Raw genomic sequence first — 18,051 nt, 5'->3', positions numbered from 1 at the left:
GAATTTCCCAGCACATTACTAGGTGTATCTTCTATACATCGATAAGCATAATTAATTTATTCTCGCGTATGTAACAATTAGCTCCTCTTTGAGTTTTATCTTCTTTAAAATGCTCTGTATTATCGCTTGTTTGAAATAATTGAGCCATTTTATAATCAGCATCATAAACTCCCAAATAATTAAATACTGGTATATTAAAGTCTAGTAATTTAGATTGGTTTAATATTTGACTTACCTTTTTATACTTTTGCGATAATTCCTTATCCTTCAGAATTGTTATAAAATTGATATTCTTTTCACTTGCTAAACTAATCATGCTGCTTATATTTTCAAAGTTGCTATCACCTATTGTACAAATATATGGAACTATATCTAAAAACTCTCCAATTACTGTAAAGTAATTTCTTTCGCCAAATCTTCTTCCCATGTTTAAAATGCTTATTGGCAAATTCATGATATCTAAATTTTGTCTATAAACTTCAATAAACTTTTCAAATGCAAAATCCCACAATTGATCCTGATTATTTAAAATCTCGTTTGGTACATCAAATTCAAGCTGTTTAAAAACTAATTCATGTTTTATTTCACTTAACTGTTTATGATAAATTTTAGAAGCTTCAAAAAACTCATAAAGATTAAATACCCTTATTATCTCTTCTTCTGTAATCTCTTGAGGGCCTTTTTTTATTTGATTGATATAATCTAAATAAGTAGCTTTTGAATCGCTTTGGAGTCTGTTTCTACCATCGTTCATATACTCTTTAACTATTAAATTCTTTACTATTTCTGAGCTCATACCATCGAATATTAAATGATTTACAATCATATATAAAACAAACCTATTTCTTTCATGTTTAACTAAAATAAACGCATAGTAAATTTTATTTTTTGTATAATTATTATTTTCATGGACTTTATTACTTATATCTTTTATTACTTTCTTTAATACAAATGTGCATTTCTCTTTCTCTATTTTGCTTAAATCCAGATATGGTAATTTTACATTTTCGATCGTATCGTATTCGTATAAATAAATTTCAGATTGTTTTTCTACTACTGCTGCCCTTAGCATATTCTCACGATTTATTAAAGAACTTACTGCACTTTCTAATTTTGATATATCTACCTCGAAATTAAATTCAATTTTTGTTCCTGACTTTGTCATTCCTATTTTTTTACTCATTTTTTGTATTTCTGAAAGTTTGTATTTATTAATGACGTTTTTATTTATTATTTTTTCTGTAAACTCCTCATATTCCGTGTTTACTTTATTTCTAGTTAATTCTATAAATTCTTGTATATTTTCCTCACTAATATATTCATCAGTCATATCTAATTCATTACTTTGCTCATGACCGCTATGTTGTGCAATGTAATGTTTACAAATACTTTTTATATCTTGATACATAAATATATCGCTTAGTGCAATATTTATGTTTTCTTCTTGAAGTATTGAAGCGATCTTTATAGCATTTAGTGAGTTCCCACCTAAACTAAAATAATTATCATTAATACTTATTCTATTAACCCCTAACACTCGCCCCCATACATTTACTAAAACATTTTCAATTTCATTTCTTGGAGCTTCATATTCTGTCCCTGTATTGATCTCACTATTTGGTTGTGGTAATGACTTTCTATCAATTTTTCCATTGGTTGTTAAAGGCATTTCCCTTAATTTTTTAAAGTAAGATGGTATCATATAGTCCGGTAAATTGTGTTTTAAAGCTTCTCTTAATTGAGTTGCACTATACTCTTTTTCTGCCACATAATAAGCACATAAATACTTACTCTCATGTTCTCCTTTATCTAATACAATTACATCTTTTACCCCTTCGATTTCTAACAATCTACTTTCTATCTCTGGAAGTTCTATTCTAAACCCTCTTATTTTAACTTGATGGTCTATTCTACCTAAAAATTCGATATTCCCATCTGGAAGCCATCTAGCTAAATCTCCTGTTTTATACATTTTCTTTCCTAATTCAAATGGGTTATTCACAAATTTTTGATCTGTTAACTCTTGATTAGCTAAGTACCCTCTTGTAATTCCATCTCCACTTATGCACAATTCCCCTACTACACCTATTGGTAGCAAATTATGATACTTATCAACAATATAAACCTTTGTATTGCTTATAGGTTTTCCTATTGGAATCGTGTTATATTCTGTATTTTCATAATCCCACATGGTTGCACAAATAGTACTTTCTGTTGGTCCATAAGCATTAATATACCTTCTTTTTTTAGAAAGTTTGCTAACTATATTCTTCTTTGCGTCACTTCCAGCTGTTATGATTAATTCAACTTTAGAATCATCTAAATCCAACTCACTAGCTATAAATGGCGGTACTGTTAATATATTGACCTCATGATCCTTTATAAATTGACTTAATTTTACTGGGTTCATTAAAATTTCTTCGGATGTTATAATTAATTCTGCCCCTAATAGAAGACTCATAGATAATTCCCAAGCAAACGCATCAAATGATATACTTGCAAATTGTAATATCTTTTTATTGGAATTAATCTGAAAATCTTTTTTAAAGGTATTAGTTAAATTTATGATTCCCTTATGTTCTACAGCAACCCCTTTAGGATTGCCCGTCGTTCCAGAAGTATAGATAACGTATGCTAGATTTGTATGATTTGATATTTTATTAAGATTGTTATTTTCTTTTTGATATATACTTTGATTATTCAAATCTATTACTTCGCACCCATAGTCACACATCGATAATAAACTGTTCTGTGTTAATAATATGTTAACTCCACTGTTTTTTATCATATATTCTATTCGTTTATGTGGATTTTTTGGGTCTATTGGTAAATAAGATCCACCTGCTTTTAATACGGCCATTATTCCTACAATTACTTCAATCGAACGTTCAGTTATGATTCCCACAATAACTTCCGGTCCTACACCTTCGCTTCTTAGAACTCTTGCCAAAGAATTAGATCTTTCATTAAGTTCTCTATATGTTAGCTTCTTACCCTCAAATACCACGGCAACATGATCTGGTGTCTTTTTTACTTGTCCTTCAAAAAGTTCGTGTATCGTTATGTTTCTTGAATAATCTAATGCTGTATCATTAAACTCTGCCAATAGTTTATTCTTCTCATCTTTACTTACTATTTCAATATCCTTAAGTTTAATCTCCACATTTTTTGTGATTTCTTTCACGATGTTTACAAAATGACTTACCATTCTTTCTATCGTTTCTTGCTTATATATACTAGTTGCATAACTTAAATGAAAGTTAATCCGATTATTTTCCTCTGTTGCATTAATTGTTATATCAAATCTTTCCACATCATAACTAGTATGATAAGGCTTAAAAGTTAAATCCTTTGCTTCTAGCTTTTCTTCTTCAGTATTTTGTAGTACAAACATCACATCAAAGATTGGATTCCTATTTAATTCTCTACTAAATACTACCTTTTCAACTAATTCTTCAAATTGATAGTCTTGGTTTTCATAAGCACTTAATGTCTTTTCCCTTACAGATTTAAAATATTCTTTAAAAGTTAACTCACTATCTACATTCGTTTTTATGGCTAACGTATTTACAAACATACCTATTATGTTTTCTAAGTCTCTATGGTTTCTCCCAGCTATTACACTTCCAACTACTATATCTTCTTGACCACTATATTTAGATAGTAAAATATTAATGTTAGCTAATAAAATCATGTACAGAGTGCTTTCGTTCTCTTTAGCAATCCATTTTAATTTCTCAGATATTTCCTTATCAAGAAAAAAGCTAATACTTCCCCCGTTAAAATCTTTTATTTTTGGTCTAGTATAGTCCGTAGGTAAATTTAATACTGGTATTTCTCCCCTAAATTCCTTTAGCCAATATTCTTCTTGTTTCCTAAATTCTTCGCTTTCTCTTTTCTTTAATTGCCATGTCGAGTAATCCTTATATTGCACCCTAGGTACTTCTAAACCTTCCCCAGCATATAACTTGCTAAATTCTTTTGCTAATATGCTCACGGAAACTCCATCTGATATGATGTGATGCATATCTAACAGTAAAATATGTCTGTCTTTCTCTAAACTTTGTATGGAAACTCTTAGTAAAGGGGCCTTCTCTAAGTCAAATGGCTTTATGAATTCCTTAACTTTTACATTTATTTCTTGTTCACTTTGAGTATTTACTTTTTCTATTTCAAATTTTATTTCTTCTGGTACATGAACTTTTTGTACAATCCTATCTTCTATAGCAATAAAACTTGTTCTTAATGTTTCATGTCTATCAATTAATTTTGCAAATGCTTCATTTAATCGATTTAAATCAAGTTTACCTATTATCTCTAAAATCCCCGGCATATTATAGGCAATACTATCTGTATTAAGTTCTTGTAACATATACATTCTTTTTTGCGCAGAGGATGCTTCGTGATATTCCTTTTCTTCCACTTTTTGTATTTCTTCGTATTTTTTCTTACTATTTGTTAAGATATTTTCGCTAAGACCTTTTATGTTTCCTAAACTAAATATTTTTTTCAGTGGTACATCTACATTTAGCTCTTTACGAATTCTACCTGCTAATATAGTTGCTTTTAGAGAATGACCTCCAAGGTCAAAAAAGTTATCATTTATTCCTACTTTCCCAACTTTTAATACTTCCCTCCAAATCCTTGCTAAAATTTCCTCTACTTCATTTCTTGGGGCTTCATATTTATTTGTCATTTCTTCCAATTTTGGTTCTAGAAGCGCTTTTCTATCTAGCTTTCCATTCGGAGTTAACGGCATCTTTTCCATCTGTACAAAATAAGTCGGAATCATATACTTTGGCAAAAATTCTATTAAATAACTACTCAAATTCAAGTCCTGAATCTCTTTGTCACTTACCACATAAGCACATAAGTATTCATTTTCTTTTATTTCTTTTGCCAAGACTATGGCTTCTTTAATGCTTCCGTGTTGTAATAATCGATTTTCGATCTCTCCAGGTTCTATTCTAAAGCCTCTTATTTTAATTTGGTTATCGATTCTTCCCAAAAACTCAATATTCCCATCAGGCAGCCATCTTGCTAAATCCCCTGTTCTATACAGTGTTGTTCCTTTGGCAAATGGGTTATCCACAAATTTCTCAGCTGTTAACTCTGGCATATTATAATAACCCCTTGATACTCCTTCACCACCTATGTAAAGCTCACCTATTACACCTATAGGCTGAAGATCACAGGCTTCATTAAAAATATAAAATTTAGTATTATGCAGAGGTTTTCCTATTGGTGTATTAACTAAATCATCTGATATATTTTCTATTTTTTCTTCATAATAACTTGAATCAATTGTTGCTTCTGTTACACCATAGCTATTAAGTATTCTCGTAGTTTGTCCATAATTTTTCACTAATCCCTTATAATCTTCTATTGAACAGATATCAGACCCTAATATTAATAACTTCAAGCAGTCTAATTGAAAATTGTTTTCATTCACATAGTCCATGAGTGTTAAGATTAAACTTGGAGTTGATTCAAATATATTGATGTGGTTTTTCTTAATTGTTTGATATAACTCCTCCATATTTATTCTTATTTCACTTGGACATATATACATGGTGCCCCCAGTTAATATACTTCTGCATAAATCCCCTGTGAATACATCAAATGATATACTTGCCATTTGCAGTAAATTTACATGAAATTGATCTAAATGGTAATGACTTTTCCAGCTATATACCATATTAATTAAATTACTTTGAGTAACCATGACTCCTTTCGGTTTTCCGGTCGTCCCTGAGGTATATAAAACATATAGTAAATCTTCCTGTTTATTTATGATTTCCAGATTCGATGTATCATTTAAATGCACATCGCCCTTTTGGATATCGATTATTTGGCCGTCTATATCTATACTGTCTGCCAATTTTGTCTCTGTTATCACTAAATTGGCATGACTATTTTGCAGGATATAACTAACCCTTTCTTTCGGATAATCGGGATCAATCGGTATGTAACCCGCACCGGATTTAATAATACCTAATACCCCCACGATCATTTCTATAGAACGATCCATCATCAAAGCGACAACCGTTTCAGGTGCGGCACCTTTTTCTCTTAAGGTCCTTGCGAGACTATTTGCTTTTTCATTTAATTCTCTATACGTTAGTTTATTTTCTTCATATACTACCGCAATGTGATCAGGTGTTTTTTCTACTTGTTCTTCGAATATTTGTTGTATGGTTGTACCTTTCGGATATTCCACATCTGTATGATTAAATTCATTTAATAGTTGGTTCTTTTCTCCTTCTGATAAAAGCTCTACTTCCGATACTTTCTGCTTATAATTTACTAATACCGATTTGAAAACATTAAAAAAGTTATCAGACAAATTCTCCACATCAAACTTGGAAAACTGTTTTTTGTTATAGATAACCTTCATATTATATGAACCATTTTGAATTGATTCAAATATTAATGATAATTGATTTTTGCTTGAACTTAGTATATAATTAATATCTTTTTCCTGATGAAACCCCTTCATCGATATATTTATCGGCGTTAGTTCCATCAAATTATTGATATTTTCATCTTGTAATATCTTAGTATTTAAATAGGATTGATTCTTATATATTTGCAGTATTTCATCCTTAATGCTCATCATATAGTCCGAAAATGATTGATCATAATCTATATGAGATGTTAACGGTAATACTTTATTTAACATAACTCTTCCTACAGACCTATAACAAGGAATACCAATAGTGATATCCTTTTTAGATAAATATTTTGATAAACTAACCTTGAATGCGGATACGATAAAAGCAAAGGATAAAAGATCATTATCTTTACATATTTCTTTTAGCCTGTCAAAATAACATTTATCAATGGTAATTTCATACTGACCTTCTTCGTATGAATCTTCCCCATAACTCCATGTTTTTCCTTCACTATTTTTTGCTAGATGAATTGATTTTCTCCAATATCGATTCGGATTATATTCTTTCATTTTATTCATAACATCTCTTAACCACCTATCTAAATATATATATTTCTAAACGCTTGGTATAAAACAGCCCACTAAAATATTTCCATATAGAGTATTTGTGGGCATTCACTCCATCCAAAGATGAAACGATTATTCATGTTTCCTAAGGGAAACAGCTGATTATGCCCACTACTCCATTTAGAACGATTCTTGATGTCTTCAAGCAATTCATAACTAAATGAATTTACCTATCTCAATTCTATACATTAAGGGAATTAAAAATATTTCTATAATGAAAAATGTTCAAATAAATCAAACTCTAATTCCGCATCATTATTCTTTAATTTTATTAACTCTATATTGTTTAATGTTACATTTGGATCATTGGATATTGTTTTAAGGATGGAATCATAATCCTCTAATAAAAATTCAATTGTGTCTTTATGGAACAGCTCTACACAATACGACAATACGATTTCAAATGTTTTTGAATATTCCACAACTTCTAAATTTAGATCAAACTTGGATATATTGTTTTCCATTTCATAAGGCCTTAATATAAGGTCATCTACTTTCATATCACGATCTGATTCCATTACAGCGATATCAAACATAACATCAAACAAAGGGTTTCTACTAGTATCCCTTACTAAGTTTAGGCTTTCAATTAACATTTCAAATTGATAATTTTGATTTTCATGTGCATATAGAGAGTTTTCTTTTACTTCTTTTAAGAAATCCATATACATTTTATTTCCTTCAGGCTTATTTCTTAGCGCCAATGTATTCACAAACATCCCCATTATACTCTGAAGGTCTGCGTGCGATCTTCCAGCTATCGGTATTCCAATGACGATATCTTCTTGTTCACTATACTTAGATAACAATATATAAAATGCAGATAGTAACACCATATGCATCGTTGTTCCCGTCTCTTTAGTAAGATGTCTCAATCTTTCTGTAGTCTTTTCATTTACTTTAAAACTTAAAGAATCACCTGCAAAACTTTGAATAGCCGGTCTTTCATAATCAGTAGGGAGATTTAATACTGGTATTCCATCTCCAAACATATTTAACCAATATTTTTCTTGGTTTTTCATTTCCTCTGTTTTCAAAAATTTATTCTGCCACTCCGCAAAATCCTTATACTGTAATTTTAATGGTTGTAATTCTCTTCCTTTATATAACTCAATAAACTCATTCACTAAAATACCGCCAGATACTCCATCTGATATAATGTGATGCATATCTATTAGTAAATATGTTTTCTCCTCACTCTCTACTATTTCTACTCTTAATAGTGGTGCTTTACTTAAATCAAATGGCTTTATGAATTTATTTCTAATGGTATCTAGATCTTTGCTTTCTTGTCTGATTTTTAACTTAAATTCATAAGAATGATGAATTCTTTGTACGATTTCAAATTGATTCGTTTCAAAAGAAGTTCTTAATGATTCATGCCTTTCAATCAGTTTCCTAAATGTTTCTTCTATGCGTTTGATATTAATATTTCCATCTAACTCAAACGCTGTAGGCATATTGTAAGCTGTACTAGCTTTATCAAATTGCTGTAGCATGTACATTCTCTTTTGTGCTGATGAAGCTTTATAAATATTCCCATGTTTTATCTTTTCAATTTCCGAGTAAGCATTTTCCTCTTTAGTTTCCAATAATATACCAATTCCTTTTATTGTTGGTAGCCTAAATAACTCGTTTAGTGGTATTTCTTTATTCAACACTTTCTGAACTTTTGATAAAAGTACTGTAGCTTTTAGTGAATGTCCTCCAAGTTCAAAAAAGTTATCGTTAATTCCTATTTTTTCTATTCCTAATACTTCACTCCATAATTCTGCTAGAACTTTTTCTACTTCACTTCTTGGTGCTTCAGATTCATTGATATTTTCTTCTATACTCGGATCTGGAAGTGCTCTTCTATTAAGTTTTCCATTAGGAGTTAACGGCATCTTTTCCATTTGAACAAAATAAGATGGAATCATATATTCTGGCAAGCTTTCTCTTAAAGAATCCCTTAATTTCAATTCTTTCATTTCTTTATCACTTACCACATAAGCACAGATATACTTTTCATTTTCTTTATTTTCTTTTACTACTACTACGGCTTCCTTTACGCTATCATGCTGTAGTACTCGGTTCGCGATTTCTCCAAGTTCTATTCTAAAGCCTCTTACTTTCACTTGATTGTCTATTCTCCCCAGAAACTCTATGTTTCCATCAGGCAGCCATCTTGCTAGGTCTCCTGTTCTATAAATTTTCTGTCCTTGTTCAAAAGGATTTTCCACAAACTTTTCTGCAGTTAATTCTGCTCTATTTAAATATCCCCTTGCTACGCCATCCCCGCCAATACATAATTCGCCTTCGACCCCTATAGGCATTTGTTTATCTTCATTTAATATATAGATGCTTGTATTACTTATTGGTCTGCCGATTGTTATTTTTTCATCTTGTTCTAGAAGTTTTATTGTTGACCAAATTGTTGTCTCTGTTGGCCCATATACATTGTATATCTTTGCATTATTATGCTTATTCCACTTATTAAATAAACTTGAAGTTACCTCTTCTCCACCTACTAAAACTAATTTCAAATGACTTATGGATTCTTGGAAATCTTCATTTTCCAACAGTATATTCAATCTTGAAGGGGTGCTTTGCATTACTTCTATCTTATTTTCATCTATAATTCTTGCCAGTTTCTTACTATCGACACTTGCTTCTCTGCTTGCAATTATTACCTCTAATCCATTTGTTAATGGTACTAGGGTTTCAAGTCCAAAGATATCAAAGCATACTGTTGTAATACATAATATATTTTTATATGAATTCAATTTAGTTTCTTTCGTTATTCCATGTATAAAATTGTTTACCTGTTGTTGTTCTATCATTACACCTTTCGGCATACCTGTTGATCCTGACGTATAAATAACATATGCTAAATCTTTAAAACCATTAATTGCCTCAGGATTTCTTGACTCTCCGCTCAATAAATCAATTTTAAATAAATCCAGAATGTGTCCTTTAAATTTCAACTTGTCCTCTAAACTTGCTTCACTTAGTAGTATTTGGCACTTACTATCTTCTAACATATATTCTATTCTTTCTATTGGATACCCTGGATCAATAGGTAAATATGCTCCCCCTGACTTTAAAATACCTATAATTCCTATTATCATCTCAAGAGATCTTTCTACCATTATCCCTACTATTGAATCAGATTTAATTCCTTTACTTCTTAACTCTATTGCAAGTATGTTTGCTCTTTCATTCAACTCTCTATAAGTTAACTTTTTATCTTCAAATACAACAGCAATATTATCTGGTGTTTTTTCCACCTGTTCCTCAAATAATTGTTGTATTGTTTTATACTTAGGGTAATCCACTTTTTTATTATTGAACTCATATAATAGTTGGACCTTTTCTTCTTCTGTTAACAGGTCTATTTTATTTAAATCCAATTTCGGATTATCCATTACATTTTTTAATATCCTAATAAAGTGTTTCCCTAATCTCTCTATTGTTTCCTTATTAAACAATTTCGTACAGTACTCCAAAGTAAAGTCAATGGTTTTGTCTGATTGTGTTACATTCAATGTTAAGTCAAACTTAGATGTCTTGTTTTCATAATTATATTTTTCCAATAAAAATCCATCGAATTCTTTCATATTTTCCGTTTCTATGTCAACCATATTGAACATAACATCAAACATTGGGCTTCTGCTGGTATTTCTTCTTACATTTAATTTTTCTATTAAAGCTTCAAATTGATAACTTTGATTTTCATATGCCTTAATAGAATTTTCTTTTACCTCTTTGAAGAATTCTGTAAATTTCTTTCCACCTTCTGGTTTCATCCTTAACGCCAATGTATTAACAAATATCCCCATTATTTTTTGGAGGTCTGCATGTGACCTTCCTGCTACTGGTACGCCGATTACGATATCTTCTTGCCTGCTGTATTTAGATAGTAATATATAAAATGCTGATAGCAATACCATATGCATGGTTGTTCCTGTTTCTTTTGTAAACTCTTTTAATTGTTCGATCAGTTTTTCATCCAACTCAAAGCCTACATCATCACCCTCAAAACTTTTAATGACTGGTCTTTTATAATCAGTAGGGATATTTAATACTGGTATTTCATCACTGAAGATATTTAACCAATACTCTTCTTGTTTTTTCATATCTTCAGCATTTAAGAATTTATTCTGCCATTCTGCAAAGTCTTTATATTGCAGCTTTAAAGGTTCTAATTCTTTTCCATTATATATCTCTATAAAATCATTTATTAAAATATTACAAGATACTCCATCTGAAATGATATGATGCATATCTATCAATAAATATGTTTTTTCTTTACTCTTCACGAGTTCTATCCTTAATAATGAGGCTTTATTTAAATCAAATGGTCTTAAGAAGTTATTGATGATAGTATCTATATCTTCTCTTTCTTGTACTATTTCTAGCTCAAATTCATAAGAGTTATCTATTCTTTGTATTATTTGATCTTCATTCGTTTCAAAATAGGTTCTTAGTGCTTCATGTCTTTTAACAAGTTTCCTAAATGTTTCTTCTATTTGTATTTCATTAATATTTCCACCTAACTCAAACACTGTTGGCATATTGTAAGCTGTGCTATCCTTGTCAAACTGTTGCAGCATATACATTCTTTTTTGAGCAGATGATGTTTCGTATTTTCCTTCATCTCTTATTTTTTCTATTTCAAGAAAAATACTATCTTTCTCATTTTCAACAAATGCACTAAGCTCTTTTATTGTTGGTGACTTAAAGATTTCTTTAAGTGGGACAGTTTTGTTCAATTCTTTATGAATTTTTGAAATAAGTACTGTAGCCTTTAATGAATGTCCTCCAAGTTCAAAAAAGTTATCATTTATACCGATATTGCTTACACCTAAAATATCTTGCCATATGTTAACTAATTTTGTTTCTAGTTCATTGCTTGGCGCTTCGTATTCTGCTCCAGTATGAATTACATCTTCTGGATCCGGTAAGGATTTTCTATCTATTTTCCCATTAGACGTTAATGGCATTTTTTCCATCTTTATATAATATTTTGGTACCATATAGTCTGGTAAGGACTTTTTAAGTTTTTCTCTGAGTTCTCCTGCGCTAAACTCTTCTTTTCCTACATAATATGCATATAGATCCTTATTTTCATTTTCACCTTTATCTATGACGATTACTTCTGTTATACCTTCTACTTTTAACAAGCAGTTCTCAATTTCTCCAAGTTCTATTCTAAAGCCTCTTATTTTAACTTGAAAATCGATTCTGCCTAGATATTCTATTTCTCCATTATGAAGTAATCTAGCTTTGTCACCAGACCGATATATTCTTTCCTGTAAATTGTAAGGATTCGTTACAAATTTTTGCTGGGTCAGTTCTTTCTTATTTAGATAGCCCCTTGCAACTCCATCGCCACCTACACAAAGCTCTCCAGGTACACCCACTGGTAAAATTCTTGAATTTTCGTCCATTATATAGGTAGTTAATGTAGGTATAGGCTTTCCTATATTGCATATTCCTTCATTTATTTCTTTTTCTTCAATTTCTTTATATGTTACGTGAACAGTCGTTTCTGTTATCCCATACATATTAATCAATTTCGTATCAGGATATTTTTTTATCCATTCTCTTAACATTTCCGTTTTTAATGCTTCTCCACCGAATATTACATACCTTAAATTCAGTTCTTTTTCACTGTATGTTAATTCTGTATTCATGAGGCTATAAAAAGGAGTAGGAATTTGATTTAAAACTGTAACCTTTTCTTCTTTTAGAATTCTTAAAAATTCTACTCCATCCATAGCTGAATCTTTTGGAATCAGAACCAACTTTCCTCCATACAATAATGCTCCATACATTTCCCAAACGGAAAAATCAAAACAGTATGAATGGAACATCGTCCATACATCTTTTTCATTAAAATCGAATTTCATTTTATGATTAAACAGTAATCTTACTACATTTTTATGTTCAATCATTACACCTTTAGGATTGCCTGTAGTTCCAGATGTATAAATAATGTACGCTAAATTCTGTGGAGTATTAACTAGATTTAGATCACTTGAATCTCCTTCAAATAAATCGGTATTCAATAAATCTATAATTTCTACACTCGTTTCTATACGATTCGCTAACCCATTTGTAGATAATAATATTTGGGTTTGGCTATCCTTTAACATATATTCTATCCTATCCTTTGGATAGTCTGGATCCATCGGTAAGTAAACTCCACCCGCCTTAAGAATCGCCATTATTCCCACTATCATTTCAGTAGAACGATTCATCATGATCCCTACAATGACTTCAGGTCCTACACCTTTCTCTCTTAGGACTCTTGCCAAGGAATTAGATCGTTCATTAAGTTCTTTATAAGTAAACTCTTTATCTCCAATTACTACAGCAATATTATTTGGTGTCCTTTTTACTTGTTCTTCAAAAAGCTCGTGTATAGTCTTGTCTTTTGGATAATCTGCTACTGTATTATTAAACTCTACCAAGAGCTTATGTTTCTCATCATCACTTAGTAAGTCTATATCCTTAAGTTCAACCTCAATATTTCTAGTTATTTCTTTAACTATATTTAAGAAATGGTTTACCATTCTTTCTATGGTTTCATGTTTGTACAGGCTAGTTGAATAACTCAAATCGATGTTTATCTCATGATCTCTTTCAACTGCAGTCATTGTTATGTCAAACTTTTCGACATCGACGCTAAATTTATAGAGTTTAAAGATTAAATCTTCTATCTCCAATTTAGCCTCATCCATATTTTGCAATACAAACATCACATCAAATAATGGATTTCTATTTAAATCTCGATTTACAGCTACTTGATCAACTAATTCTTCAAATTGATAATCTTGGTTTTCAGAAGCACTTAATGTCTTTTCCCTTACAGTTTTCAAATACTCTTTAAAACTTAATTGACTATCTACATTCGTTCTTATTGCTAGAGTATTTACAAACATCCCAATTATATTTTCTAAATCCCCATGATTTCTCCCAGTTATTGGAGTCCCAACAATGAAATCCTCTTGTCCACTATATTTTGCTAATAAAATATTAAGACTCGCTAATAAAACCATATGCAAGGTGCTTTCAGTTTCCTTTGCTACACTTCTTAACTTTTTAGTTATATCTTTATCTAGTGTGAAATATACACTGCTTCCTCTAAAGTTTTTTAGCGATTGTCTTGCGTAGTCAGTAGGTAAATTTAATACGGGTAGCTCTCCACTAAATTCATTTAGCCAATATTTTTCTTGTTCTCTATACTCTTCACTTTCTCTTTTCTTCAATTGCCATGCTGAATAATCCTTATATTGCACTTTAAGTTCTTCTAAATCTTCCCCTGCATACAGTTCACTAAATTCTTTGGCTAATATGCTCATAGAAACCCCGTCTGATATGATGTGATGCATATCAAACAGCATAATATGTCTGTCTTTCTCTAGACTTAATACAGAAACTCTTAATAATGGAGCTTTCCCTAAGTCAAATGGTTTTATGAATTCCTTAGCTTTGGCTTTTATTTCTTCTTCACTATGAACAGCTACTTTTTCTGTTTCAAATTTTATCTCTTCTGCTGCATGGACTTTTTGTACAATCATATCTTCTTTAGCATAAAAACTTGTCCTTAATGCTTCATGCCTCTTAATTAACTTTTTAAATGTTTCATTTAGTCTATCCACATCCAGGTCACCTGATATATCCAGTCCACCCAGAATATTATACGCAATACTATCTATCTCAAGCCCCTGCAGCATATACATTCTTTTTTGAGCTGAGGATGCTTCATAGCATTCCTTTTCTTCTACAATTTCAATTTTTTTGTAAATATTCTCTTCCGCTTCTTCTAAAAATGCACTTAGTTCTTTTATTGTCGGTAGCCTAAATAACTCTTTCAGTAGTATATCTTTATTAAATGCTTTATGAATTTTTGATTTTAGTACTGTGGCTTTTAAAGAATGTCCTCCAATTTCGAAAAAATTGTCATTAATTCCAACTTTATCAATTTTAAGGACTTCACACCAGATTTTCGCCAAAATCTCTTCTACTTCATTTCTCGGTGCTTCATATTCATTTGTCATTTCTTCTAAGTTCGGCTCTGGAAGTGCTTTTCTATCAAGCTTTCCGTTAGGAGTTAACGGCATTTTTCCCATCTGTACAAAGTAAGATGGAATCATATATGCTGGTAAACATCCCCTTAAATAACTTCTTAAATTCAAGTCTTTAATATTTTTGTCACTTACCACATAAGCACATATATATTTTTCATTTACTTCAATTTCTCTTGCTAGAACTACTACTTCTTTGATACTTTCATGTTGTAATAATCTATTTTCTATCTCTGCAAGTTCTATTCTAAAACCTCTTATTTTAACTTGGTTATCTATTCTCCCCAGAAATTCTATGTTTCCATCAGGTAGCCACCTTGCTAAATCTCCTGTTTTATACATTTTGGTTCCAATTTTAAAAGGGTTATCAATAAATTTCTCAGCGGTTAATTCTGGTCTGTTATAATAGCCCCTTGATACCCCTGCCCCCGCTATATATAGCTCACCTACTACACCTATAGGTTGAATATCGTAGGTTTTATTCAATATATAAAATCTAGTATTATGCATTGGCTTTCCTATTGGAGTATTCACCAATGTTTTTGGAATATTATCTATTTCACCCTCGTAATAACTTGAATCTATTGTAGCTTCTGTTACTCCATAACTATTTAGTATCCGCATAGTTTTTCCATATTTTTTTACTAATTTCTTATAATCTTCTATAGAGCAATCATCTGATCCTAATATTAATAATTTCAAGCTGTCTAATTGTAATTTGTTTTCATTCACATAATCCATGAGTATTGAGATTAAACTTGGAGTTGATTCAAATATATTAATGTGGTTTTCCTTAATTGTTTTATACAACTCTTCCATATTTGTCCTTATATCACTTGGACATATATACATAGTACCTCCAGTTAATAAACTCCTGCATAAATCTCCTGAAAATACATCAAATGAAATACTTGCCATCTGCAATAAGTTAACATTAAATTCTTCTAAATTATAATGACTTATCCAGCTATAGGCCATATTCATTAAGTTACCTTGAGTTACCATTACACCTTTCGGTTTCCCAGTAGTGCCTGATGTGTATAAAACATATAATAAATCTTCTTGTTTATTTACTATATCTAAGTTAGATTCATTATTCGCATTTACAAATTCTTTATTTATATCTACAATTTGACAATTCAAATCAATACTATCTACAAATTTTGACTCTGTTACTAATAAATCCGCATTACTATTTTTCAGTATATAATTTATTCTTTCTTTAGGATAATTAGGATCAATAGGCATGTAAGCAGCTCCAGACTTAATTATACCTAATACTCCAACTACCATTTCTACAGAACGATCAACCATTAAAGCTACAACAGTTTCAGGTACAGTACCTTTTTCTCTTAAAGTCCTTGCAAGTCTATTTGCTTTCTCATTTAACTCTCTATAAGTTAGTTTATTTTCTTCAAATACTACAGCAATGTTATCAGGTGTTTTTTCCACTTGTTCTTCAAACATCTTCTGGATAGTTAAATCTTTAGGATAATCCATATTTGTATTATTAAACTCATTTAATATTCGGTGCTTTTCTCCTTCTGATAACAACTCTACTTCTAATAGTTTTATATCTTTGTTATTTAATAAACTATTTATTATATTTTCTAAGTATTCCGCAAATCTTTTAACAATAGCCTCTTCAATCACTAAACTATTAAAATCGAATTTAAACTCAATCCCATTAAAAGTTAATATTTGTAAACTTATATTATAATTATTTCTTTCAATCATAGAAAAATTTTCTATGGATAATATATTGTCTTCCCCTATATTTAAAGGATAATTTTCTACAGTAACTACTGAATTAAAAAGATCTTCATTAGCCTTTAAACCACAGTATTCTTTTATATCAATTATTGGAGTATTCTCAAAATCCTTTCTTCCACTAAGAACTTTATCAATATTTCGAACTAAATCGATTAATAAAGTTTCATCTTCTGATTTTACCGTCATTGGAATAATATTTATAAATAAACCAACCATATTATCTATGTCTCTAATTTTCTCTGATCTTCCTGATACTGTTGTTCCAAATATAACTTCTTGAGAGTTACTAATTTTTTGCATTAAAACTCCCCAAGCAGTATATAGTAAAGATGCTAAGGATATTCTGTTATTTTTGGAAAATTCAGAAATTCTATTTGAAATTTCATTGTCTAGCTTATATAAAATCTCTTTGTACTCACCTTTTACTTTTCCTTCGAAACAGCAAATTGCATTGTCAGATTCATTAAAATAATTATCCCAATACTCTTTTTGTTCATTCTTATTAAGATTTATTGTATAATTAACAAAATCGCTAAATTTTGTCTTAATTTTCGCTTTAGGACTACTTCCACGGTATAAACATGAATATGCTTCAAATAACTCTTTTAATATTATTCCATTACTCCACCCATCATATATAATATGATGATTAGTTATTATCATTTCATACTTATTATTATCTATTTTACATAAGTAAACTCTTAAAGTTTCTTTTGCAATATCAATTCTAGTACTCAAATCCATTAACTTAATTTCTTCTACAACCTTGTTCTTTTCTAATTCATTGGTAAAATCAAAATATTGTATTGCTATTTTATGATTCTTTTTAACAATTTGTACTGGATTATCAATGCCTTTCCATCTAAAAACAGTTCTCAACATTTCATTGTTTTTGATCACATAATCCCATGATTGCTCTAATAAATCTATTTTAATATCTCCAGATATGCTTAAACTTAATTGCTCGTGACATTCTCTACTATTTTCGTCCATAACATATGAAAATAACATACTTTGTTGTAAGCTAGTTAATCCCATGATATTTTCTATATTTTTTTTATCTAATTTCTCCATTTAATATTAGCTCCTATTATTGAATGTGATTGATAAAATTTTTGTGTTTCTTTTGTTTAAAGGTACTACTATGCCTAATTTTTTAGGCATAGTAGTATAAAGCATAAT

General features: G+C 30.2%; 2 protein-coding genes. Both read right to left on the bottom strand.

Translation table 11 applies throughout. The annotated features are described in order from the left end of the window. Positions 1 to 31: 31 nt before the first annotated feature. A complete protein-coding gene (locus ACZ11_RS06905) occupies positions 32 to 6,973 on the bottom strand; it encodes a non-ribosomal peptide synthetase (RefSeq protein WP_049664753.1) in 6,942 nt (2,313 codons plus the stop codon). 257 nt (positions 6,974 to 7,230) lie between these two features. Further along, entirely contained in the window at positions 7,231 to 17,943 is a 10,713-nt protein-coding gene (locus ACZ11_RS06900; RefSeq protein ID WP_049664751.1) for a non-ribosomal peptide synthetase, read from the bottom strand. Between the last annotated feature and the right edge of the window lie 108 nt (positions 17,944 to 18,051).

This window comes from Lysinibacillus xylanilyticus, assembly GCF_001183605.1.
GTDB classification, from domain to species: Bacteria; Bacillota; Bacilli; order Bacillales_A; family Planococcaceae; genus Lysinibacillus; species Lysinibacillus xylanilyticus.
This window is presented reverse-complemented; position numbering and strand designations above follow the sequence as displayed.

Excerpts from the sequence above, each read along its gene's own strand:
- ACZ11_RS06905 (WP_049664753.1), bottom strand. The coding sequence starts at position 6,973 with ATGAATAAAATGAAAGAATATAATCCGAATCGATATTGGAGAAAATCA.
- ACZ11_RS06900 (WP_049664751.1), bottom strand. The coding sequence starts at position 17,943 with ATGGAGAAATTAGATAAAAAAAATATAGAAAATATCATGGGATTAACT.